At 55.7% G+C, this 23,057-nt stretch carries 18 protein-coding genes; 7 read left to right on the top strand and 11 right to left on the bottom strand.

All coding sequences use genetic code 11. From position 1 onward, the window contains the following. The first annotated feature begins 35 nt into the window (after nucleotides 1-35). The 6 genes from SHM7688_RS07620 (at nucleotide 36) to mdoH (ending at nucleotide 9,079) form a co-directional block, all read left to right on the top strand. Nucleotides 36-1,655 (top strand): thiamine pyrophosphate-binding protein, encoded by a 1,620-nt coding sequence (locus tag SHM7688_RS07620; RefSeq protein ID WP_058239346.1) that lies wholly within the window; start codon nucleotides 36-38, stop codon nucleotides 1,653-1,655. After that, nucleotides 1,642-2,838 carry a CaiB/BaiF CoA transferase family protein gene (locus SHM7688_RS07625; RefSeq protein WP_058239375.1) on the top strand — a complete coding sequence of 399 codons (1,197 nt, stop codon included), beginning with the start codon at nucleotides 1,642-1,644 and terminating at the stop codon, nucleotides 2,836-2,838. Before SHM7688_RS07620 ends, SHM7688_RS07625 begins: the two co-directional genes overlap by 14 nt. 157 nt (nucleotides 2,839-2,995) lie before the next feature. Further along, nucleotides 2,996-4,354, top strand: coding sequence for a tetratricopeptide repeat protein (locus tag SHM7688_RS07630; protein ID WP_058239347.1), 1,359 nt, complete (start codon nucleotides 2,996-2,998; stop codon nucleotides 4,352-4,354). A 126-nt stretch (nucleotides 4,355-4,480) separates the two neighbouring features. Next, nucleotides 4,481-5,710, top strand: coding sequence for an OpgC family protein (locus tag SHM7688_RS07635; protein WP_058239348.1), 1,230 nt, complete (start codon nucleotides 4,481-4,483; stop codon nucleotides 5,708-5,710). Next, a complete protein-coding gene (locus SHM7688_RS07640) occupies nucleotides 5,697-7,202 on the top strand; it encodes an OpgD/OpgG family glucan biosynthesis protein (RefSeq protein ID WP_058239349.1) in 1,506 nt (501 codons plus the stop codon). Before SHM7688_RS07635 ends, SHM7688_RS07640 begins: the two co-directional genes overlap by 14 nt. After that, the gene (gene mdoH, locus SHM7688_RS07645; protein ID WP_058239350.1) at nucleotides 7,202-9,079 is read left to right on the top strand and encodes a glucans biosynthesis glucosyltransferase MdoH; all 1,878 of its coding nucleotides are present in this window, start codon (nucleotides 7,202-7,204) and stop codon (nucleotides 9,077-9,079) included. Before SHM7688_RS07640 ends, mdoH begins: the two co-directional genes overlap by 1 nt. Nucleotides 9,080-9,096: 17 nt before the next feature. Here the strand turns inward: mdoH and SHM7688_RS07650 are convergent, their stop codons facing one another. The 5 genes from SHM7688_RS07650 to SHM7688_RS07670 form a co-directional block, all read right to left on the bottom strand. Further along, entirely contained in the window at nucleotides 9,097-9,936 is an 840-nt protein-coding gene (locus SHM7688_RS07650; RefSeq protein WP_158500675.1) for a CE1 family esterase, read from the bottom strand. Nucleotides 9,937-9,941: 5 nt separating this feature from the next. After that, complete coding sequence (locus SHM7688_RS07655; RefSeq protein WP_058239352.1) at nucleotides 9,942-10,406, bottom strand: rhodanese-like domain-containing protein; 465 nt, start codon at nucleotides 10,404-10,406, stop codon at nucleotides 9,942-9,944. A 9-nt stretch (nucleotides 10,407-10,415) separates the two neighbouring features. Further along, nucleotides 10,416-10,928, bottom strand: a complete 513-nt coding sequence (locus SHM7688_RS07660) for a YHS domain-containing (seleno)protein (RefSeq protein WP_058239353.1) — start codon at nucleotides 10,926-10,928, stop codon at nucleotides 10,416-10,418. 119 nt (nucleotides 10,929-11,047) lie between these two features. Then, complete coding sequence (locus SHM7688_RS07665; protein ID WP_058239354.1) at nucleotides 11,048-12,667, bottom strand: FAD-binding oxidoreductase; 1,620 nt, start codon at nucleotides 12,665-12,667, stop codon at nucleotides 11,048-11,050. A 75-nt stretch (nucleotides 12,668-12,742) separates the two neighbouring features. After that, the gene (locus tag SHM7688_RS07670) at nucleotides 12,743-13,363 is read right to left on the bottom strand and encodes a glutathione S-transferase family protein (RefSeq protein ID WP_058239355.1); all 621 of its coding nucleotides are present in this window, start codon (nucleotides 13,361-13,363) and stop codon (nucleotides 12,743-12,745) included. A 117-nt stretch (nucleotides 13,364-13,480) separates the two neighbouring features. On the opposite strand from SHM7688_RS07670, the gene SHM7688_RS07675 reads away from it, so the two are divergent. Further along, the gene (locus tag SHM7688_RS07675; protein ID WP_058239356.1) at nucleotides 13,481-14,380 is read left to right on the top strand and encodes a LysR family transcriptional regulator; all 900 of its coding nucleotides are present in this window, start codon (nucleotides 13,481-13,483) and stop codon (nucleotides 14,378-14,380) included. 52 nt (nucleotides 14,381-14,432) lie between these two features. Here the strand turns inward: SHM7688_RS07675 and SHM7688_RS07680 are convergent, their stop codons facing one another. From SHM7688_RS07680 to SHM7688_RS07705, 6 genes are read right to left on the bottom strand one after another with little or no spacing between them, the layout of a single operon-like run. Continuing rightward, the gene (locus SHM7688_RS07680; RefSeq protein WP_058239357.1) at nucleotides 14,433-15,089 is read right to left on the bottom strand and encodes an ABC transporter ATP-binding protein; all 657 of its coding nucleotides are present in this window, start codon (nucleotides 15,087-15,089) and stop codon (nucleotides 14,433-14,435) included. Then, on the bottom strand, nucleotides 15,086-15,856 hold the full coding sequence (locus SHM7688_RS07685; RefSeq protein ID WP_058239358.1) for an ABC transporter permease: 771 nt from the start codon (nucleotides 15,854-15,856) through the stop codon (nucleotides 15,086-15,088). Before SHM7688_RS07685 ends, SHM7688_RS07680 begins: the two co-directional genes overlap by 4 nt. 18 nt (nucleotides 15,857-15,874) lie before the next feature. After that, nucleotides 15,875-17,059, bottom strand: coding sequence for a KpsE/RkpR family capsule polysaccharide export protein (locus tag SHM7688_RS07690; RefSeq protein ID WP_058239359.1), 1,185 nt, complete (start codon nucleotides 17,057-17,059; stop codon nucleotides 15,875-15,877). Further along, a complete protein-coding gene (locus SHM7688_RS07695; RefSeq protein ID WP_058239360.1) occupies nucleotides 17,056-19,011 on the bottom strand; it encodes a capsule polysaccharide biogenesis protein in 1,956 nt (651 codons plus the stop codon). The genes SHM7688_RS07690 and SHM7688_RS07695 overlap by 4 nt, the downstream gene beginning before the upstream one ends. Next, complete coding sequence (locus SHM7688_RS07700) at nucleotides 19,011-19,781, bottom strand: CatB-related O-acetyltransferase (RefSeq protein WP_058239361.1); 771 nt, start codon at nucleotides 19,779-19,781, stop codon at nucleotides 19,011-19,013. Before SHM7688_RS07700 ends, SHM7688_RS07695 begins: the two co-directional genes overlap by 1 nt. Before the next feature lie 9 nt (nucleotides 19,782-19,790). Beyond that, entirely contained in the window at nucleotides 19,791-23,057 is a 3,267-nt protein-coding gene (locus tag SHM7688_RS07705) for an HAD family hydrolase (RefSeq protein WP_058239362.1), read from the bottom strand.

The raw sequence follows: 23,057 nt of genomic DNA on the forward strand, positions 1-23,057 counted from the left end.
CGTATGGCTAACGTGACTTAACGGGAGATAGTTCTTTGGCTCAGGTTCGTGCAGCAGATGTATTGGCACAGCGGCTTTATGCTGCGGGGTGCCGCCATGCTTTTGGTATGCCGGGAGGCGAGGTGCTCACCTTGGTGGATGCGCTCGAAAAAGCGGGCATTACGTTTGTTTTGGCCAAGCACGAAAACGCTGCAGGATTTATGGCAGAAGGCGTTTACCACCGCACAGGCGTGCCGGGTATTCTTGTTGCCACTGTGGGCCCCGGCGCGCTGAACGGTATCAATGTTGTTGAGAATGCACGGCAAGATCGTGTGCCATTGATTGTCCTGACCGGTGCCGTGGATGCCGGTGAAGCGGAGACCTATACCCATCAGGTGCTGGATCAACCGCAGGTCTTCCGCCCGATTACCAAACACAGTTTTACCTTTGTGCCGGATGCGGCGCAGGTGATTGCCGATAAGGCGGTCAATCTGGCCATGGATCCGCAGCCCGGCCCTGTTCACATTGATGTCCCGATCAGCGCGGCGGATACTCTGGTGGAGGCGCAAGGCGCGCCCTTGCGGGCGACCCATGATCCGGTTGTGCCTGCGGCGGCGGTTTTGAAGCAGATGGCCACAGATTTGAGTGCTGCGCAGCGCCCTGTGATGGTGGTGGGCGTTGATGCAATTGAGGCGCGCGCTGCGCAGGCTGTCAGGCGTTTTGCAGAGCAGCAGAACATTCCCGTCATCACAACTTACAAGGCAAAAGGGGTGGTGCCGGAAGATCATCCTTTGGCACTTGGGGGCGCTGGGCTTTCGCCAAAGGCCGACGCTCTGCTTTTGCCGATCCTGCGTCAGGCGGATGTGGTTCTGGCGGTGGGGTATGATCCGATTGAAATGCGGGTTGGGTGGAAAAATCCTTGGGATCCGGTCGCGCAGAAGGTCATCGAGCTGACCACGGTGGCAAACACGCATTACATGCACCATGCGACGCAAACCGCATTGGTGGATATTGCTGCCGCGCTGGAGGCTCTCGCGGCGGTGTCGCCCTCTGACCACGCCCTGCGCTGGGCTGGTGGGGAGATTGACGCCGCAAAAGCGGCTTTGGATGCGGCTTTCCCACGGGTGGAAAACTGGGGGCCTGCTGCGGTGATGGATACCTGCCGGCAAATATTGCCACGCGATACGGTGGCGAGTGCCGACAGTGGGGCGCATCGGATTTTGCTGAGCCAAATGTGGGAGTGTTATGAGCCGCGTGGTCTGGTGCAATCTTCCGGGCTTTGTACGATGGGATGCGCGGTGCCGCTGGCGATGGGCATGTCACTGGCGGAGCCTGAGCGTGTTTCGGTGTCTTTCTCCGGGGATGCCGGCTTTTTGATGGTTGCTGGGGAACTTGCAACAGCTGCGGAACTGAAGCTCAAGACGATTTTTGTCGTCTTTGTCGACGCCTCGCTTGCGTTGATTGAAAAGAAACAGCGCGAGCGGCAGTTGCCCAATGCAGGCGTGGATTTTGTGCAGCATGATTTTGCGGCGCTGGGGCGTGCACTTGGGGGGGACGGTGTGACGGTGAGGGATCGCGACACCCTACGCGCCGCACTGCAGGATGCTGTGACGTCAGACCGGTTCACCGTGATTGCCGCTGTTATTGAAAAGGAGGCCTATGATGGACGCCTCTGATACGCCGCAGGCCCTTGCGGGATTGGTCGTTTTGGATCTGAGCAGGATTTTGGCCGGCCCCACCGCCACTCAGATGCTGGGAGATCTAGGCGCGACGATCTACAAGATTGAAAACCCCAAAACCGGTGGGGATGACACGCGCAGCTGGGGGCCGAACTATGTGCAGGACACAAATGGGGGAGAGACAGATCTCTCGGCCTATTTTGTGGCTGCCAATCGCAACAAGATGTCGGTTGCTGCGGACCTTGCGACCGAGGAAGGTGTGCGACTGGTCAAAGCGCTGGCGGCAAAAGCAGACGTTGTGATCGAAAACTATAAACCGGGCGGTTTGGAGAAATTTGGTCTCGATCATGCGGCTATGCTGAAGGATCGGCCTGATTTGGTGTATTGTTCGATTTCCGGCTTTGGTCAGAATGGCCCCAATCGGGACGTGCCGGGCTACGATCTGATGGCGCAGGGCTATGGCGGGATCATGTCGCTGACCGGAGAGCCGGATGGACGCCCAATGAAAGTGGGTGTTGGGATTGCAGATGTCATGTGTGGAATGTACGCCACGATTGGCATCCTGGCCGCTTTGCGTCATCGGGACAAAACTGGCGAGGGCCAGCATATCGACCTGAGCCTTGTGGACGCGCAAATGGCCTGGTTGATCAATGAAGGCACGAATTTTCTCGTATCCGGCAAGGATCCGGCCCGTCGTGGTAATGCGCACCCCAACATCGTGCCTTATGATGTTGTGGCCTTATCAGATGGGCATGCGATTATCGCCGTGGGCAATGATAGCCAGTTCGGGCGCTTTGCCGAGATTATTGGTGCGCCAGAGCTGTCAGAGGACCCCCGGTTTACCACCAATCAAAGTCGCTTGGAGCATCGAGAGCTGCTCAAAGCTAAGATTGATCCCCTGTTAGCAAAGATGAAGCGCGATGACCTGCTGGAGAAAATGGCTGCTGCAAAGGTGCCAGCAGGGCCTATTCAGACCGTGCGGCAGGCGCTGGGATCGGATCAGGCGCAGGCGCGTGGAGCGGTTGTGCATATTCCTGATGCAGATTCGCAGGCGAGCAGAGTGCCGGTGTTGGGCAACCCCTTGAAATTTTCGCGCACGCCAGTGCAGTATCGGAAGGCGCCTCCACATTTTGGGCAGCACACGTTACAGGTCACGCGCGATTTCTTGCCTGATCTCTGACGAAAAGTAGAAAATCCAGCAGGGTTTGAAACATTCGAGCCGTTGATATCACGGAATAGTTTGTCCGCTTCACGTTCTTGTTGGCTCATACCTGTTCGGCTTCATGGGGTCGAAATTCTTGGTATGTATCGAGTAACTTTTGGAAGAGGTGTCGCCCGTGAAAGACCTGTGTTTTGGAGATATAACTCTATCGGACCCATCTGCATTGGAGGACTGGAATGGTGTTATTCTCGGCTTTCTGGCACATGGTGCATCTACGCCCGAGCATCTAAATACTGTCCTCGCCAAAGACCCTGAGTGCGCCATGGCGCTGGCAGTGAAAGGTTTTGCGTTGCTGATGCTGGCGCGACGGGAGTTGGTTGACATCGCACATGAGGCCCATCGTGATGCGGTTGCATCAATTCAGGCACGCCCGGTTTCAGCGCGGGAGCAAGCCTGGGTGACGGCATTGGGCCTGTGGTTGTCTGGGCGTCCCTCACAATCGGTACAGATCCTTGAAGGCGTTTTGGCGCAATCCCCCGAAGATACGCTCACTGCAAAGCTTGGGCACGGCATTCGCTTCATGTTGGGCGATAGCCAAGGAATGCGGCGCTCTATCGAGCGTGTGCTGCCAGCGCATGGCGCTGACCATCCTCTGCGGGGATACCTGCTTGGCTGTTTGTCCTTCGCAATGGAAGAAACAGGGGCCTATCAGCAGGCCGAGGCCGCAGGACTTGAGGGGTTGTCGCTGGCATCAGACGATGCATGGGGGCTGCATGCGGTTGCGCATGTCTACGATATGACGGCGGACAGCGCGCGCGGTATCAAGCTTTTGTCTGAGAATGAGGCCGGTTGGGCGCATTGTAACAACTTCAGATATCATGTGTGGTGGCACAAGGCGCTTTTGCATCTTGATCTTGGGCAGCCCGATGAGGCGCTTGCGCTTTACGACAAGAAAGTGCGCATGGACCGCACGGATGACTATCGCGACATTTCCAATGCTACCTCTCTGCTCATGCGTCTTGAGCTGGAAGGCCATACGGTGGGCAATCGTTGGGAAGAGATTGCTGAGCTGGCCGAAAACCGGACGCAAGACGGATGTCTTGTTTTTGCTGATCTCCACTACATGCTCGCACTCGCTGGGGAGAGCCGGGACACTGCGCGCGGACGTATGATTGGGCGCATGCGCAATACACAAGACACTCAGGGCAATGAAGCGGATGCGATTGTTGTGGATCCAGGTGCCGCGGCAGCCAGTGGTTTGGCGGCTTTCGGGGAAGGTCGGTATGAAACGGCCTTCCGCAATCTGGAAGCGGCGCGCCCGCGGATGGCGCTGATTGGGGGGTCCCATGCGCAGCGTGATGTTTTTGAGCGGATTACAATCGACTCAGGCCTGCGCGCAGGCCATGTGGAGAAAGTACGCCGTATTCTTGACGAGCGCACCGCTTTGCGTGGCGGCAAGCAAGACCGTTTTGCGGAAGCCCGGTATCTGCAGATCTCTGAGATGGGCGACACCATGAAAGTGCCTGCACAATAAAAGATGTGGCTGAACAAGGTCATATGGAGGGTTCGGGCGGAACAGTATACCAAGCGTCATCGTTTCAGCTTTGCCCTACTATAGGTAAGACCCAAAGCACAGATCGCAAACCTTAAAGATGAACATATGACCACTGCTGATTTTGCCCTATCTTCTGCGCCAGCTGTCCAAAGACAGCCAGGACAACGTGATCCACGCCTCGACTTCTTTCGGGGCATCGCAATGTTCATCATCCTGATCGCACACACACCCGGAAACTGGTTGACCCTTTGGATTCCTGCGCGGTTTGGTTTCTCTGATGCGACAGAGACATTTGTGTTTTGTTCCGGAATGGCTTCCGCCATTGCCTTTGGCGCAACTTTTGATCGGGCTGGGTGGTTGTTGGGAACGGCACGTGTGCTGTTCCGCGTTTGGCAGGTTTATTGGGCGCATATTGGTCTGTTCTTTGCCACGCTTGCGGTGACAATTTACATGACCGAACTGGATGTCACGACGCGCAATTACTGGGGGCAACTGAACCTTTGGGCACTTTTTGCAGAGAGTGAAAAGTGGAGTAACCCCAATGTCTTACTGAGTTTCATGACATTGCGTTGGGTGCCAAATTATTTCGATATTTTGCCCATGTATATGGTCGTGTTGTTGATGATGCCTGTGATCATTGCGTTAAAAAATGTGCATGTGGCGCTTGCGATGGCAGCTTCTGTTGCGCTTTGGTTTTGCACGCAGATTTGGGATTTTGGGTTTAGCGCCGAGCCCTGGTCAGATCGGCAATGGTTTTTTAATCCCTTTGGCTGGCAGCTGATATTCTTTACCGGCTTTGCCTTGATGGCAGGCTGGCTTCCAAAACCGCCCGTTCATCGGGGGCTTATCGTAATCGCAGTGGCGGTTGTGCTGGTAACGCTCCCATTTGCCTACTTCCGTATCATTGGTGTGAGCCCGGAGATTCAAGCGTGGCGCAGTGATTGGGCCGTTTTGATCAACAAATCCGATTTTGGCGCGCTGCGGTACGTGCATTTCTTGGCAACCGCCTATCTTGCATGGGTCGCGGTGGGGGAACGTGGCGTGCGCATTTTACCGCCGCAACAGGCCGGTTTCCTCGCTCGTGTCTGGACCGTCATGCTGGCTATCATTATGAAAGTAGGCCAGCAGAGCCTTGCAGTGTTTACCGCGTCAATGCTGATTGCGCGGGTTTTGGGAATGATCTTGGATGTTATTGGGCGGACGCCGTGGACCATGTTGTGGGTTAACTTGTTGGGAGCGACTTTGATCGTCGCTGTTGCTTATGGTGCGGGATGGTTCAAAACGCACCCTTGGAAAGTCAAAAAAGCCAAAGAGGTGCAGCATGCGTCGGCGTGAGTTTCTGACGGGATTGGCCGCGCTTGCCGCAAGCCCTGCATGGGCAGACCGGTTGTCTTTGGGCGCATCCACGCCTTTTGATTTGGCAGAGCTGATTGCGCAAACCAAGGCGCTGGCCGAGGCGGCTTATAAGCCTATGCCAGCTGTGCCGGACGCCTGGCAGACACTGTCGTATGACGAGTACCGGAAAATCTGGTTTGATCCGCGCAATGCTGTTTGGGAAGGCACCGATGTGCCACTGCGGTTGGATGTCTTTCCGGCGGGCCTGTATTTTCCGCGGCCCGTGGATGTGCATGTTGTAAAGGACAATGTGGCACAGCGGGTTCCTTTTGAGATTGAAGCCTTTGATCGTACAGATGATTTTCCAGACTTGCCAACCGCTGGCATGGGGTATTCCGGTCTGAGATTGCGCGGGCCTTTGGAGCGGGCGGATATTCATACGGAATTTGCTGTCTTCCAAGGGGCAAGCTATTTTCGCGCGATCGGCACCGGGCAGATCTATGGCCTTTCCGCACGTGGGCTGGCCATTGATACGGCAGAGCCTTCCGGGGAAGAGTTTCCGGATTTTCGTGCGTTTTGGGTGCAAGCTCCAGAACCGGGGCAGAATACGACATTGGTGCATGCTCAAATGGACAGCCCCTCTGTTGCGGGGCTTTACACGTTTGAGATCACGCCGGGTGAGACGCTGCATATGGGGGTGACTGCCCGTTTGTTCCCCCGCCAAGAGATGCAGCATGTGGGTATCGCCCCGCTGACGTCCATGTTTCAATTTGACGAAACCAACCGTGATCGGTTTTCGGATTTTCGCCCTGCGGTGCATGACAGCGATGGCCTCCTGATGCTCAATGGGGCAGGGGAAACGATTTGGCGTCCGCTGGCCAATCCCAAAGCGCTTCAGGTGAGTGGCTTTCAGGACAACAATCCGCGTGGTTTTGGCCTTATGCAGCGGGCCGACAGATTTTCCGATTTCCACGACCTTGAGGCGCTCTATCATCGGCGCCCCGGTCTTTGGGTGAAACCGCGTGAGGATTGGGGGCGTGGCCACGTAGCGCTGGTTGAAATCCCCACGGATCGAGAGATCTATGACAATATTGTAGCCTATTGGCGGCCCGCCACCCCTTTGCAGCCTGGGGATGCACCGGTGTTTTCATACGACCTCTATTGGGGGCCTGAGACAACGCCGGGTGTACCGGACCTTCCAAAAGTTCTGAACACGCGCGCGGGGAAGGGATTTGAGCGCGGCATTGTCTTTGCCATTGATTTTGAGGCGGACGCACGCTTCCCAGAAGACTTTGGCACAATCGACCGGATTGTCCGCAGCAGTGCGGGAGAGGTGACGCAGGGGGTTGTGCAACGCAACCCGGATACCGGTGGCCCCCGTTTGGCCTTCACCTTTGAGCCCGGCGACGCCACGGTCGCGGAGTTCCGTGTTCAGCTTCGGTCAGGGACTGAGCCTCTTTCGGAAACATGGCTCTATCGGTGGACCAAGTGATGTTGGATCAGGCCGAGCAACGCAGCGATATGCCCACCCCGGCACCTCTGGATTTTCATATACAGGACTTCCGGGCGGCGCTTCACGCAGAGACGTCTGTGGATTTTCGCTCACCTCTCTTTTGGCGCGTGATGGTGTTTGGGGGAGCGATGGCAGGCACTCTGTGCCTGATCCTACTGCTCTCCGGTTTTTTTGCGCAAAATGGGATCCATTGGCTTGAGCTTGTTTTGCTGGTCATCATCGGGGCGACCTTTGCGTGGATTGCCTTAAATGTGGCCTCGGTGGCTGCGGCGGTCATGCGCAGGGCACGCGGCAATGGGCTGGTGCAAAACCAATCAACGGACGCGCCTGCACTCACGACTGCGCTTTTGGTGCCGATTTATAATGAAAGCCCGAAGGATGTTTTTGGCAATGCAGCTGCCATGTTGGCGGACATCAGTCGCCTGCATTCTGACAACAGGTTTTCATTGTTTATTCTCTCTGATTCCAGAGGAGAAGAGATCGCGGAACAAGAGTGGCGGGCGTTTCAATGGTTGCGCAGTGTGTGCCCAGAAAAGGTTGGTCTGCACTATCGCCGCCGTGCTGAAAACGTCGATAAGAAGACGGGGAATCTGGCCCAGTGGATTCGCGGTTGGGGGGCAGGCTATGATGCGATGCTTGTTCTGGATGCGGACAGTCTGATGAGTGGGCGCGCGATCATAGAACTCACAGAAGCGCTGCGCCGGGACTCGTCTGCTGGGCTTATTCAATCTTTCCCTTCGTTGATTGGTGCGGAAAGCTTTTATGGGCGTGTACAGCAATTTTCCTCGGCCACTTATGGGTGGCTTTTGGCCGAAGGGTTGGCTCTTTGGACGGAAAATGAAGCGAACTATTGGGGCCATAATGCGATCATTCGCACAAGAGCTTTTGCGGGGTCTGCTGGCTTGCCCTATCTCAAGACCTGGCGCGGACGTGAGCAGATGATCCTGTCACATGACTTTGTCGAAGCTGGATTGTTGCGCCGTGCCGGGTGGGCGGTGCGGTTTCTGCCTGTGAGAGGGAGCTTTGAAGAAACACCGGCCACGCTTGTGGATTACATTATTCGGGACAGGCGCTGGTGTCAGGGCAATATGCAACATCTGAAGCTGTTGCGGACCAAAGGGTTTCATCCGGTATCGCGGCTGCATTTGTTCTTTGGTGCGCTGGGCTATCTGATGTCCCCGGCTTGGTTGTTTCTGTTGGTGGTTTGGTCGGCTTTGGGACTGACCGACATGACACCGGAAGGATATTTTTCGGAGCAAAATCCGCTCTATCCTTTGTGGCCTGAGATGAATACCTCGCAGGCGGTGTCTTTCCTGTTGTTTATGTATGGGATTTTGCTGCTTCCTAAGCTCGTTGCCACAACCATGATTATGTCTGTGCGCCGGATCAGGCGCCGGTTTGGGGGATCTCGGGCACTGTTAGGAGGCGTGTTGTTGGAGGTGGTGGCCTCTGTGCTTTATGCGCCCATCATGATGATTCAGCAAAGCATGGCGGTTGCGCGCATCTTGTTAGGGCGGCCTGTCACGTGGGCACCCCAGCGCAGGACGGCGAAACGGTTTGCTCTGCGCTCCCTGTTGCGGTTTCACTGGATTGAAACCGTACTCGGAATTTTGCTCGCTGTGGGTATTCTTGGTGGGGGTATTTCTGTCTGGTTGTCACCTATTGCGATCAGCCTTGCCTTTTCTGTGCCGCTTTCTGCCTTGAGCGGGCTCAATATCAGTCAGCTGCGCTTTAAGTCCGGACGCCTGAACACGCCGCAATCGCTCCACGTGCCGCCGATTTGGGCACGTGCACAGGAAGCGCGTTCGGAGGTGGAGAAGCAGTTGAAGCAAGCCCCGGTTGCGGCGGCAGAGTAGGCAAGCGGCCGCACTGTTCAGCGCGTTTCAAACCAGTCGATTGCGAGATCGGCCCAACCGGACGGCACCCGATGACCTCCGGGGTGCAGGGCAAATTGAATTGTGGTGTCAGCGCTACAATCTGTCCAACCGCGAATTTGATAGCGGCCCGATACCGAAAATTCATCGGGCCGGTTGCGGGTGCACTCTCCTGCTTCGCGAAAGATTTCCAGTGTTTGGAAAATGTCTCCTTGAACAAGCGCATTGGAATCATCGCGTGATGTGCCACGAAGGATGCGGCCTTCAAGTGGGACAACTGGATCTACCCAGCCGTGTGTCATATGAAGATTGACCGGTGCAGCGCAGCGTTGTGGGTGAGGTCGCCAGAAGCCTCCAGCGACTGCGGCATAGGCGGCGAAAGCATCAGGTGTCTCGCAGGCCGTATAGACGGTCATGAAGGCACCATTGGAAAAGCCGGAGAGAAGAACCTGGTCGCTTGAGATGTCAAATCGATCAGCGAGGTCTTGTTTCAGGGTCTTGAGGAAGTTGATTTCTTGGGCTTGCTCCGGGCCTCGGAAAGCCCATCGAAATCCGCGCCGACCTTCGCCCATGGGCAAGCCAGTCGGGGCCACAAAGGCATAGCCGCGTTCCAATACACTTTTCACGAGCGCGCGGTTTTGCGTGAGGCCTTTTCCAGATCCGCCATAGCCATGCATGAAAATCACCGCCGGGTTGCCCGCAGCCGGAGTTTCCGGGAGTTCGATGTCATAAATACGGTCACTCAGTGTGCAGGCCGCGCTATCTGCACCGCAGCCTGCCAAAACGGGAGAGGCTCCAAGAACGCCAATTGCGCTGACGGCGAGCAAGCGTTTTATCACTGTGGTCACCTATCCCTGTCGTATGTCACGGTTGGCAGGCCCTTGCTCAACCAGCCCGGCCCGGCGGAGGAGCCTAACATGCCTTCTGGCACGTCAAAAACGTTTGTCAGACCGGACGCGTGAAAATTCTGATAGACGCGCCGGGATCGGACCCCGCGTGCGCAGATCAATGCGATGGGTTTTCCTTTCGCCGCAGCGGTCGCGGCTTCAAAGAAGTCTTTGCGCCGCATGTCAATTGGGATGGCATGTTCGGGAACACCGCTGCGCGCCCATTCGTCGGGACGGCGGATGTCAATCAGAACAATCTCGCCCTTTGCGGCTTTTTGGTGGGTGTCTTCCACCGTGAGACGCTGGCTTGTGGCCTGGGTTGGCCAAGCGAGGAAAGCGGCAGTGGCTGTTACCGCTGCCGCGCCGCCAAGTGTCAAAAAGGCGCGCCGGGTGAGGACCCGGCGCGTGTTGGACGTATTCACTTTATGGCCTTACTTGAGTGGCGCTGGCGTGCTGAACCCTGGGATGGCATTGGTCGATGCCGCGTTGGATTCGATGGAGACCCAGTTTTTCTCGGACAGTGTCAGGTTGCCGGGAATGTCCTCTTCCCAGAAGCCAACGACGTTTTTGGTGATGTTTAGGTAGAGTTTGTCGTCAACAATCCGCCACAGATTTGGGTTTCCCGGAACTTTGCCGCCCTTGGCAACACCGTAAGCGCAGTGGCCATCATATTGTGGTGCGTAGTATGCAGGATCTTTGAGAAATTTCTTCTTATTTTTCTCAGTTGCAAAGGCAAACACGGCGCCATTGTACTCGGCTGTGATGTCGGCCCGTCCCGGGATCGCAGCGGGCTGAGACTGTCCAACAGGAACTTGATCCAGCGAACGGTATGCCACGACGTCATAGCCTGAAACGGCAAAGTCGTTTTTGTCTACAAACTGAGGGCCAGCCAGCAAAGGGGAGCCCATCAATGCCAAAGCGGCGGCGAAAACATATGATTTCATGGTGTTGTCCTGCTGTTGAATGTCTCGATCACGCTATCATGCCATCGCGTCTTTTGTCTTTTCACCGAAATGCAAAAAGTAGTGAACGGAATGTAACTTACCGAGGGTAAGTGAGCCGGCTAAAACGTTTCAAAGTGAATGTGCTTTTCAGCAATGCCTGCGGATTTTAGATCTGACGTCAATTTCGAAATAAATTCAACAGGGCCGCAGAGCATGTAATCCGCCTGTGGTCCGGTATTGAGAGCCAGAAGGTGCTTTGCTGTGATCCTGCCTTTAATGTCGAAGTCTCGGCCCTGTTGGTCCAACGGCGATGGGGCGCTGTAGAAGATCTGTTTGGTGGCTTGGGGTGCCTTTGTGATCAGCCGGTCGACTTCTTGGCGCAGTGCATGATGTTGGCCATTGCGTGTGCCATGTACAAACCAGACAGGGCGTGCGGTAGCATGATTTGTGGCGTCATGCAGCATGGAGAGCATAGGGGTCAGGCCAACGCCGGCGCTGACAAGGACCAATGGTGTTGTCCCTTCCGGTGCGATGAAATCGCCGGAGGGAAGCCGCGCTTCGAGTATGTCGCCTACAGTGATTACATCATGCAGGTGCCGTGAGACGAGGCCATTGGGCTCTCTCTTGACCGAAATCCTAAACTGATCTGCGCCTGATTTGCCTGACAGGGAGTATGTGCGGCGCAGTTTGGCACCGGTTGAGGGAATAGCGACAGAGATCGGGAGATGTTGCCCTGCTTTGAAAGGCGGGAGGGGATCTTGGTCGGTGGTCGAAAGGTAGAAAGACGTGATGTCCGCAGCTTCGTCTACTTTTTGTGTCACCATTAGCTGGCGTGCCTGCTCCGGTTGTTCGGACCATCTCAGCGTGAGGGCTGATGGGCGGTCAATCACTTGGTCAATCCTGACATCAATGATGCGCAGCACGTCGGAGCCCCATGTGTCATCGGGGGACCAATCAATTTTGGCGCGTCCCGTTACGTGAAGCAGTCCTCCTGTTGCAAAGTCGACAAACAGCAGGCCAATCTTGGGGTTTTTGAGAATATTGCCAATCGTGTTGAAGAAATTATTGCCGGAATAATCCGGGATACGCAGGTGGCTTGGGCCGACGACCCGCGTGAACCCGGGAGCGCCGCCTCGATGAGAGGCGTCAAACCCATTGGAGGCATGCTCCTGCGCCCCACGTTGACCGGAGCCGATAAAAAGCGTGTCTGCAACAGCGATGCGCGCAATTTGGTCTGCGTTGAGGTGCGGGGTATGATGTGGTGCCCCTTCGTTATTCTGGGGCGCACGCCACCAATCGCGCGCGCTGATGTATTGGGGGCAGTTCCCGAAAGACTGACGGATTTTGACTTCCAAGCCCTGCGCCGTTTTTTTGGCTCGGCCGCTGAGCCGGTTGCGCCGTCTTGTGGCCAGCTCAATTCCAACTACCCCGATGTCGGCGTGTTCAGACAGGGACTGTGCCAAAGGATCATGGCGGCTCAATTCAGCATTGAGCAGGAGCGTTTGGGCGTCTGGGGATTGGATGAAGCCATCTTGGCCTTCGATGATAGTTGTCCAGATGTGGCCGTCTGCATCACTGGAAGCGGCGACCAAAAAGGGTTGATCCTGATAAAACGTGCGGTGCTGATCCGGCATATGGTCGCGGATGTATGGCGCGGCCCACTCAGCGACATTGCCTGCGCCTGCACGTTGCTGAGCCTTCAGCTCGCCCGTATGAAATGGCATTTCGACATGTGACATGGACCTGTGTTCCTATTGGGGAAATGGCAAAGCGTGTGGAAACGCAGGCGGCCCTGCGTTTCCGATAAAATGTGGTCAGGCGAGGAGGCCGACTGGGGTGGAGGGCATTGCCTCGAAGCCATCAAGAGCTTCAAACCGTGCGATCCATGCGCGAATATTTGGATAGGGGGCGAGCGAGATGTTCCCCTCGGGCGCGTGGGCAGTGTAGGAATAGGCGGCCACATCGGCAATTGTGGGCTGGTCACCGACAAGCCAATTGCGCCCTTCCAGACCTCTTTCGAGTTTTTGCATCGCTTTGGTTGCAACCGTTGCCGTGAAGTTGGCGTCCAGCGGCGCGCCAAATACGGTGATGAGCCGTGCTGCGGCCGATCCGAAGGCAATTTCCCCTGCGGCCAGTGTGAGCCACTGTTGAACTTTGGCCTCGCTGACGGCGTCGCCTGGCAGCCATTGCGGGGCGTATGTGCGGGCGAGGTAGACCAGAATGGCGTTTGAATCTGCGACGACAATGTCGCCATCTTCCAGAACTGGAACCTGACCGTTGGGATTAAGTTCCAGGAATTCTGGGGTCTTATGCGCCCCGGCAGCCAGATCGACATACAGGGTTTCATGCGGGATGCCTGCGAGTTTGGCGAAGACCAAAGCACGATGCGCGTGGCCTGATTTGGGGAAGTGATGAATGCGGACGGGTTGAGACATGGAGGGGCTCCTGCAATGTTTAGGTTTCAATCTGTGCCGATATTTACGTCTTGCAGAGATTTGTGATAATGACTGTATTTTGGGAAACACTAAGCCCTCAGAGGGCGCAATCATCTCATGGATAAAATTGATCGGATGCGGGCATTTGCCCTAGTTGCGCAAAATGCCTCTTTTACGCAGGCAGCAGAACGGCTGGGAAAATCGGCGCGGCTTGTGAGCAAATATGTTGCGGACCTTGAGGAGGCCTTGGGGGTACAGCTGCTCAACCGCACCACGCGCAGCGTTGTTTTGACGGATGCGGGGGCGACTTATCTCGCGATGTGCGAACCTCTTCTGGATGGGTTTGACGAGATGGAAGAGGTCATCCGCAGAACACAAAAATCCTTGAGCGGTGTCATCCGTGTTTCTGCGCCCACAGGGTTTGGCGCGTCGCGACTTGCGCCCTCTTTGGCAGAGTTCGGGCTGAAACATCCGGAGGTGGAAATTGATCTCAGTCTCTCAGATCGGCGTGTCTCCATCGTTGAAGAAGGATTTGATCTTGCGGTTCGTATCGGCCCTATGCGGGACAGCGCGCTTAAGGTGCGTCAGCTTGGGAAGATGCCGTTGATTGTCTGCGCGTCGCCCGCATATTTGGAGAGACAAGGGCAGCCGGAGACACCGCGCGCGCTGACCGCGCATGAATGCATTCTGCACGGGGGATTGCGAGAACCCAACAGCTGGACCTTCAAACTTGACGGAGAAGACGTTGCTGTGCCGATCGCGGGGCGGTTTCACGCAAATGCGCCCGCAGCTTCGGCGCAATTGGCGCGGGCGGGCGCGGGTATCGCACGATGTCCTGCCTATACGATAAGTGAAGCGTTGCGGTCGGGCGCGTTGGTGGAACTCTTTGCAGAAAACCGTGTGACACCCTATGTCGTGGCCGCGTTGTTTCCGCAAAATCGGCGGCTTACCACGCGGGTGCGTGCCCTGATTGATCACCTTGCGCAGGATCCGGACATCGGGAACGCAGGTGAATGACGGCTTTGGTTTTCGGGCGGTGCTGCTTAGGCGCAGAGCTGCGCCGGATCTGCTACTGGGCCAACATCAGTTTATAGTCTCGAATGATCTCTTCGATGTTGTCGTAGTAGTAGAGTTTCCCTCCCTCCAGGAAGAGGCCAGCGGAGCAATACTTACGAATGGTCTGCATGGAATGAGAGATCATGATGATCTGGCGGCCGGAAAGCTTTTCATCAAACACCGCTTTGCTTTTGCGCTTGAAGCTCTGATCGCCTACGGCCGTTATTTCGTCAATCAGATATGTGTCAAAATCGATTGCCATGGACAGGCCGAATGCCAAGCGTGCCTTCATGCCGTTGGAATAGGTTTTCACGGGCAGTTTCAGAGATTTCCCGAGTTCGGAAAAATCGGCAACATAGTCAATGACTGCTCGGGAGTCGTGCCCATAGAGGCGGGACACAAATTTGATGTTTTCCACGCCTGTCATGGTGCTGTTGAAGCCGCCTTTAAAACCCAGAGGCCATGAGACTTTTGATGAGCGCATGACTTGCCCGCTATCCGGAAGTTCGACGCCTGCGATGACGCGCATGAGCGTTGACTTGCCTGCGCCGTTGCGACCCAGAATGGCGATGTTTTGATCGCGGGGAATACGAATGCTGGCCTTGTCCAGAATTTGCTTACGCACGCCTTTGAGTTTGTAACCTTTGGAGACGCAGTTCAGTTCAATCATGCCATGCTCCGCGATTTGCGCGTGAAACGTTCCCCGGCAAGACCAAAGAGCAGGATGCCCAGAGAGACGGCGATTGGGTAGTAGGGATCAAAAATCGCAGAGTTGTAGTTGCCGTAGAAGCCTTCGCGGAACCATTCCACGCAGTGCAGTACCGGGTTCCAGTAGAGCACGTTTTGCGCTTCGGTCGGGAGGCGGCTTGGCAGGTAGAAGACCCCGGACACGAAGATCAGCGGCCGTGTGAGCACTTTCTCAATTTGTGGCCAGCTGTGCCAAAGCGATGCGATCACGGCATTCAGTGTGCCAATGGCAAATCCCAGAAGCATCGTGGCGGCAAATGCCTGAAACACCATATGCGGGTTCTGCGGCATGACCCCGGCATCGGCGAAAAACAGGGAGCCGAAGAAGATCAGCATGATCATCACATATGTTGCGGATATCAGGAGCGTGCGCGCATAGAGCGTATCGGCCTCTTTGATCAGCGGATAATTCAACAAAGCTCGGTTGGCGGAAAAGGAGGTCAGCAAAGTGTTTGAGAGCTTGTTGAAGAACTCAATGGTGAGGATGCCAGTGGCGAAGAAGACTGCCAAGGAGGTACCAAACGGGGGTTGCCGATCGACGAGTGAAAAGATGAATACCAGAAGCCCGACAGACATGGCGGGTGTGACGATGGCCCAGAGATAGCCAACGCTGGAGGTACCGAAAGACGCGCGTGTCTCTCTTAGTACCAAGGTTGCCAGAATTCGGATATGGAGCAGCAGAGTCTTCATGAATAGGGAACGCTGACTTTACTGAACATGATCGCGGATGGTGAAGAACAACAGGGTGGAAATCGCCCAGAGCACCATAAAGCCAATGCAAAACAGGATGCTGTTCATCACCCGCTGGGGATAGATGGCTTCTTGGGGCAGGAAGGGGGCATCAAAGGTGGCGAGGTAACGCTGACGCGCGTCCGCATTCATGCGCGCGGTTTCAAGCGACGTCATAGCGGAGGCATAGGCCTGTTGAGCGAAGGTCTTTTCGACCTGCAGCGTTTCGTACTCACTGAGCACGCGCGAGCGAATATCGAGTGCGCCAGAGTTGAGGTTGTTGCGGGCGTCTATCTGCGCCTGAAGGGCGTCTGCCTGACTTTTGAGGCGCAGGACCGAAGGTGCATTCTCATTCATGTCGCGCAGTGCCACGTCAATACGCGCGTTCACGGAGGCAAGTTCGCCCTCCAAGGCCGCGATCAGTTCTACATGGGCTCCGGCGGTGCTGGCTGGGTCGATGTCGCCGTTTGTGCTGCGGAAAGACTGCAGCTTGAGCATAAGCTCTGCGAGCTTCTCCTCAGCGCGTTCAGCTTCATTGCGTGCTGAGAACAGCGCATCGCCGCGGGCTTTTTCGGAGAGTTCATTGACCAGCTGTGCTACGTAAAACAGCACGCGGTCTGCAAGTAGCTTGGCATTTTCAGCGGTGTAGGCATCAATTTCAAATTCCACGATGCCCGAGCTCGTATCGTGGTTGACGGTGATGCGGCGTTCCCAATGATCCACAAGGCCTTCAATGGAAATCGTAGAATCAATGCGGTAAATCGGGTCTGCCAGGTCGCTGGCGTAAAGTGCCCGCAGACCGACATCGGCCTCTAGTTTTTCCACAAGGCTGCGGCTGGTGAGGAACGAGATCACCACATAGGTGTCTGCCATTGTTGAGCCACTCGCGGCCATGCCGGTCAGCCCGCCCAAAACGTCAAGACCCCCTTGCTGTTCCATGGAACGCACAGAAAACCCTGCGCCGGCTGCATAGCGATCAGATGCCACAGCTGCAAAATAATAGATTGCCAACAAGCCCGGTAGGACGGCCAGCAACACAAAGGACACAAGGACGCCAATTGGGCGCTTGCGCTTTGGGGTCATGGAGGCCGGAAGTTCGCGCCCCTTGAGGATGTCTTCTGGTTTGAGCTGTGCCGGTTTCAGCGGCTCTTTGTCCATTTTCATGTGGCCCAACCTTTCGTTCGCTTTTTTTCAGCGAGCAGTGCCAGTGTGCGCGTCAGTTTGCGCCGCAGCGGGTTGCTGCGGAGCCGACTGGGTTTGTAGCTGGCGATTTCCTCGATCGCGTTCTGCGCCGAGGTGGGGGTGCCTGATTTCAGGCTCATGTAATCCGGGTAGGCAATCAGCGCGGCATAGACCAGTTCATCTAAATTGCGTGTACGCGTGCGGCGGTTTTGTGGATGAATGTCTGTGGTCAAGCCCCAGCCAGAATAGAAGGGTTGCCCATAACAAGTGACTTTGAGCCCTCTCATGAGGGCTTCAAAACCAGAAAGGGACGTCATCGTATGCACTTCGTCCACCTGATCAAAGAGGGCCGCGATGCTGCCCTGCGTCAGAACCTCATCACAAAACGCCGGAATATCGTCTTCTGAGGCGCCGCGACTGCGGTGGCCACTTTCCACGTCAGGATGCGGTTTATAGAGCACATAGGCATCAGGGTTGGCCGCACGCACGGCTTTGACGAGTGCAAGATTGCTTTTGATGATAGGTGAGCCCAGCCGGATTGAGGCATCGCTTTCCACTTGCCCGGGCACAAGCAGGACGCGTTTTGCCGTAGAGGGACGGTGCCACTCTCGTCCATGCAGATTGTATTTGGTGATGCCCTTGCTCAGGACCGTATCTCGTACGGCGCGGGCCTCTGTGATGTCATCAGGCGAAACACATTGATGCTGCAATATGTGCTCAAGACGCGACGGCTGTGTGCTATCGAAATAGATCCCCAGATCATCAAGGATCCAGGAGCCGGGTGCGTTGAGATCAGCCCCCAGTCCTTTGGACCGAATGAACCCGTCTTCCAGTCGCATGATACGGGTATTGGATGGCAGGCTGGAGGCGTCATGCGCGCCCCAAAGCACCACTGTTGCCCCGCCTGGTACAGTGGCTGCTGTTTCGTGAAATGTGACCTGAGCAGGATGCATGAAGCGGCGCAAAATGGGTTTTTTCCAAAGTGAAAACCCTAGTGCGTGGACGGCTGTACCACGCATGGCGACGCGTTTGCGCGCGGCCCCCACCTGAGAGATCGCCTCTTCGGGGCTGATGACCTGCCCAGAAGTCGGATCACGGTAGGCGGGATAGGTAATCAGCGCGGCGTGCACGAGTGAGGCGAAGGGGACTGGGTGACGACGCGACAGAGCCTCTGCCACATCTGGGGTGTCATGAGAGGCCCGATCTTCGGTGAGGCCCCAGCCCGCATAAAAAGGCACGCCATAGGTGCGCACCGGGACACCATGCAGCAAAGCCTCAAATCCGGTTTGGGAGGTCACAGTATAGACGGCGTCAGCACCTCTGATTATGGCAACGGGGTGGACCGCGTCGGCGATGACGGTGACGTTTTCAAGCAGAGCGAGCGCGTCGAGGTCAAAATGGCCTTTTTTGCGTTTTCTGACCACATCAGGGTGGGTCTTGATGAGGAGTTGTTTGCCCGGATGTTCGCGCTGGGCGTCTTTGAACATCTTCCGGAAGGACGCTGGTGAGGCGAGGCCACAAGAGATGGATTTGTCGCCTGCGACCTGATCAAACAACAACACATAGGGTGCGGTGCTGCGGTGCTCCCACTCTGGCAGATGGTTGTATTTTGACACGTCATGTTGGCGCCACAGCCGGGCCACCCGCTCGGCGCGGGCACGCTCGGAATCTGTCAGCGTTTGGGCAATCAACTTTTCAAGGGTACTTGGGCTGCGCGCATCATAGTAGATGCCACAGGTATCACATAGAAGGGAAAGCGGTGCGTCATCACGTCCGAAGGACCGAAGAAAACCGTCCTCAAGAAAGACAGCTTGCCGCTTGGTGAGGGCGGCAAAAAAACGTGCACGTGTCGCAGAGGGCTTTGCGCCCCAGCCAGCAATCTTCCCTGTATGTTCGGGGAAATACGTGTTCAGAAGCTGTCTGCGGGAGGTCATTAGCTGTCCACCACCGTGCCATCTGTCAGGACGGTTTTTGCCGCCGGCCGCCACAGGGGCAGGTTGTTGGAAGTGATGTTATGCGCAATCTGGTCACAGGCGGTCTCGACATCGGTGAAGTCTGTGCCTTCGAGGGCAGGCAGGCCGTAGAGCCACCATTTAAGCTCGATCAGTTTGCTGACTATAGCGGGGGCAAAGCGCGTTCGGATTGGCTTTGCAGCGACACCGCCGACGATTTGATAAGGTGCGACATCGCCCACAACAACGCTGCGGCCGGCGATGATTGCCCCATCGCCGATCGTCACACCGCGCCGAATGAACGCGCCCTCGCCAATCCAGACATCATTGCCGATTGTGATTTTGTTGGCGTCATCGCCCAAGCGCTCTTTGTAGAGGGTTTGGCACTTTTCCAATGCGGCAGCGTTGCGTTCCAGAAAGTCTTTTGCTTCGTCGAGATGGTTGACCGCGAGCCCTTGCAGCACGCGATGGCTGGAGATGAAATCCGTTGGGCGCTCTTCAACGCCGGTTGTCAGATTGGGTGCGATTGAGCAGAAGCGCCCGATGCGACCGACGTTGCGCATGATGGTTGTGCCGCCGCCAGCATAGGAATAGGCCCCTATTTCCTGAACGTCGAACCTGCCTGCGCTGAGGGAAGCCCCGTATTCAAAGCGAATTTCGGACATCTTCCCAATGCCGAAGTGTATTTCGGCATTGGGGGATTTCATGGTGGCACCGATTTCTTCAAGTGCTTTTTTTTGGTGCATCAGCATGGCAGGACCTTAGGAAACAAATTTACCGACCATGCGGACCAGTGGCTTTTTGCTGTCTGCAAAGAAAGCTTCGGGGTCACGGCGCAGTTTTCTGTTGAGGCGTTCGGAACGAATGAACGGCGTGATGAACTCAACCGGGATGGAAATGGCGGAACTTGCGCGAGAGGGCAGAGGTTTGCGAATGGCTTCGCCGCCTTCCACCCAAAGTGATGGCGCACTGTCGTCCCCTTCTGGTGCAATGATCCAGCGGATGTCACGCGCGCTGTATTTGTTTTCAAATCCGATCTGATCAAAGAGGGCGACATCTGCGGGCCATGGGGCCTTGAGCATCTGGCTGTAGGGCAGGATGGCTTCAGAGCCCGTAAGCTGAGGTTTGAATGAGAGCGCGGCGCAGGCCTCTTCCATGTCGCGTACAAACTCCAAGACAGCGGCATGCACAGTCTTGATGAACTCGATGCGGGGCTGTTCGCTTGGCAAGTCGATAAACTGGGGCATAACGCGGCCTGTGTCATCGGAGAAGCAGAGGAAGGAGCCATCCTTGTTCTGAAACAGCAGCTCGAACATCAGAATGTGCTTCTGATAGGGGTGGCCTGCGTCCTTGTGATCGATGCGGTCAACGACGTAGCCATGGGAGCTGTGATTTGGACCAAGGTTTGCGTCAATGTCATCCTTGGTGGCGAAGTAGTAGCCAACGGAATTGGCAATGCCCATGATCTTGCAAATGGCAGATTGCAATGTGCCGGAATGGCCAATGTCGATGAAGCCGCTTTTCCGCGTTGGGTCATCCAGACCATGGGCGCGGTAGTTTGCCATCAAAAGCTCCCGCTCTTTGGCGGCATTCTTGAGGATCAGCGCGCTGACCTCATCAGATGTCACAAGCCCCAGAACGCGGTCGCGATGCGTGTTGCGATTGGCTTTGTCATGCATGCTGTCATAGCCAAACCGCTTAAATACGGCTTCTTCAATCAGTTCTGCGTCCACGCCAAAGCGATTCATCAGAAGTGTTTCAAAAGAGCAGGGCGTGAAGTTCGTTTCCAGATTGTGGAGAATGTCCTCTTTGCTGTGGATACGCGCAACGTTGACGGCACGGCGGGAGGCCAGCACATAGTGTGACCGAGGTGCATTTGGATCATCTTGGCTGATGATGTCATAGCAGCGTTTGGCGATGTCGCCGTCTCGGGCCAGGAAGTAGAGGTCGGTCAAACCTTGAGATCGGGCATTTTCAGCAATCCAGCGGGCAAATCCCCAGAACATTGGTCCTGCGATTCCGTAACCGAGGAAGTCGGTCTTGCCACCGCTGTTGCCGGGGAATTCAGGCAAGGCTGATTGGGTGAAACGCCGGGATGCGAGCCCGGTCACGAGGCTGCGCGTATCCGCATCAGAGATATGTTTCATCGCACAGATTGCAGGGCTGGACCGTTCGGCGATGACGCGTTTTTCAGGCAGGTGAAAGACGGACAGATCACGGGTCAGGCCCATTTCAATGTCAGACTTCGCATTGTCGCCGAGGTGCAGGATTTTCTTAGGCTTCACGCCTTCTTCTTTGAGAACCACGTCAAACAGACGCCCGGTTTGTTTCAAAACGCCCTCCTCAGAAGAGAGGTAGATGCGGTCATAGCCAGTGATGCCGCAGCTCTTGAGCAGTGCGAGAATGAAATCCCGTTCAAAGAAGATGTCCGAAACCAGGATCACGCGCTTTCCGGATTTTACAGCCCGTTCCAGTGCCTGAACGCCTGCGAAGCGAGGTTTGCAGACCTCAAGTTCTAGTTTCAGTTCAAGCTGGTGCAGCTCTTCGCCCTGTTCTGGTGTCAGGCCGTAGTGGCGCGCCATGGCTTGATAGCGGTCTTTGAGCAAGACTTCTTCACCATTGGCTTTGTCCAATGCCAGATTGCGCGCTTCGCGACGTGCCGCGAGGAAATCTTCGATTTTTCCGCCGGTGATTTGCGGTGTTTGCAGCGCCATGATGGGGTGCAGATCACCCGGCCAATTCACCGTCCGTTCGATCAACGTGTCAAAGATATCAAACGAGATGACAGAATGCGCATCAATCTTGGTATTCAACGCGTCGATTTGAGCGTCGGTTTGGTAGAAGCCCTCTGGAGCTTTCCATGTTTTGGCAGGTTGCATCAAGTGCTGTGCCTTTTGCGCCGCTGCCGGACGGATAGAATGGTTCACGCGCTGACGGGTGTGTTCCGTTTTATCGATGTCTGCATAAGACCAGTAAAATCCGAGCATATCGCGGATCTTATCTTTTGGATCCTGAAACAGAACTTTGGCGCTGTCCTGTGTCAGCATGATTGGCGACAGGATGTCCGCCCAGAAATGTGGTGAGACAAATTCCTGAAAGACCGTGGCGTAGCTTTGTGGGTCCGCCTTGTCACCGTAGGTGAGCGCCGGTTTGAAAAGATACTCTGTGCTTTTGCCGAAGTACTTTGCTTCCTGGATCACGGAGGAAGACACACCAAACACATGGGCGAGGTTCGGATTGGACAGCATCCGGTACGACGGAATATCGGTAAGTTCGAGATTTGGGTGCCGTTCGACGAACCGCAGGATCTCTTCATCACCTTCATTGAGGTAGGGATGGCGGGCATAGTAGATGCGCGAGTATTTCTGAGCGACGTCTTCAACGCGCTCTTTGAAGTCAAGCAGGTTCAGCATCTTACCGTTGGCACAGACAGATTTGTCGTTCAGCATCTGCCCAACGAAGAGTGCAGAGTTTTCCAGCAGGTCGGCTTCCACACGGCGCCAGCCGCGGTAGGTCTGAATGCGCACGCGATCTGCGTAGAGATACATTTGGTCTTCTGGCAGATCGAAATTGAAGAGTTTGCCACGGATGCCAGGATTGTTGGAGTTGAAGCCAAACAGAACGTCATCCATGAAACGGATCTGGTGTAGCCACATGTCAACATAGGGTACGCTTAACCGGTTCAGTAGTGCACGTGTCTGTTCCGAGAGTTCGTAGCCGACAACCAAATCGCTTTGTTTCAGGTGTTGTCCCAGATAGTCTAAAGACTTCTGGGTGACCGCTTCCGAATTGAACCAGAATTGGGTCGCCGCTGAATCGATCTCAATGCTACTCAGCTCGAAGAACTTCGTTCGGATGAGACCGTCACCTTCCACATCCTGCGAAAGGAAACTCTGCGGTTTGATCCCTGTTGCGCGTTCAATTGGACGTTGCAGAAGATCAAGCAGCCAACGATTGTTGGAGGCTTGTTCGGAGGATTTGGTCATCAGTGGGTCGCTGCAGACCAGAATGCGGGATTTGGTTGTCAT

Origin of the sequence: Shimia marina (assembly GCF_001458175.1) — a bacterium.
GTDB lineage: Bacteria > Pseudomonadota > Alphaproteobacteria > Rhodobacterales > Rhodobacteraceae > Shimia > Shimia marina.

Excerpts from the sequence above, each read along its gene's own strand:
- SHM7688_RS07625 (WP_058239375.1), top strand. The coding sequence starts at position 1,642 with ATGGACGCCTCTGATACGCCGCAGGCCCTTGCGGGATTGGTCGTTTTG.
- SHM7688_RS07635 (WP_058239348.1), top strand. The coding sequence starts at position 4,481 with ATGACCACTGCTGATTTTGCCCTATCTTCTGCGCCAGCTGTCCAAAGA.
- SHM7688_RS07640 (WP_058239349.1), top strand. The coding sequence starts at position 5,697 with ATGCGTCGGCGTGAGTTTCTGACGGGATTGGCCGCGCTTGCCGCAAGC.
- mdoH (WP_058239350.1), top strand. The coding sequence starts at position 7,202 with ATGTTGGATCAGGCCGAGCAACGCAGCGATATGCCCACCCCGGCACCT.
- SHM7688_RS07660 (WP_058239353.1), bottom strand. The coding sequence starts at position 10,928 with ATGAAATCATATGTTTTCGCCGCCGCTTTGGCATTGATGGGCTCCCCT.
- SHM7688_RS07665 (WP_058239354.1), bottom strand. The coding sequence starts at position 12,667 with ATGTCACATGTCGAAATGCCATTTCATACGGGCGAGCTGAAGGCTCAG.
- SHM7688_RS07670 (WP_058239355.1), bottom strand. The coding sequence starts at position 13,363 with ATGTCTCAACCCGTCCGCATTCATCACTTCCCCAAATCAGGCCACGCG.
- SHM7688_RS07675 (WP_058239356.1), top strand. The coding sequence starts at position 13,481 with ATGGATAAAATTGATCGGATGCGGGCATTTGCCCTAGTTGCGCAAAAT.
- SHM7688_RS07680 (WP_058239357.1), bottom strand. The coding sequence starts at position 15,089 with ATGATTGAACTGAACTGCGTCTCCAAAGGTTACAAACTCAAAGGCGTG.
- SHM7688_RS07685 (WP_058239358.1), bottom strand. The coding sequence starts at position 15,856 with ATGAAGACTCTGCTGCTCCATATCCGAATTCTGGCAACCTTGGTACTA.
- SHM7688_RS07690 (WP_058239359.1), bottom strand. The coding sequence starts at position 17,059 with ATGAAAATGGACAAAGAGCCGCTGAAACCGGCACAGCTCAAACCAGAA.
- SHM7688_RS07695 (WP_058239360.1), bottom strand. The coding sequence starts at position 19,011 with ATGACCTCCCGCAGACAGCTTCTGAACACGTATTTCCCCGAACATACA.
- SHM7688_RS07700 (WP_058239361.1), bottom strand. The coding sequence starts at position 19,781 with ATGCTGATGCACCAAAAAAAAGCACTTGAAGAAATCGGTGCCACCATG.
- SHM7688_RS07705 (WP_058239362.1), bottom strand. The coding sequence starts at position 23,057 with ATGACAACCAAATCCCGCATTCTGGTCTGCAGCGACCCACTGATGACC.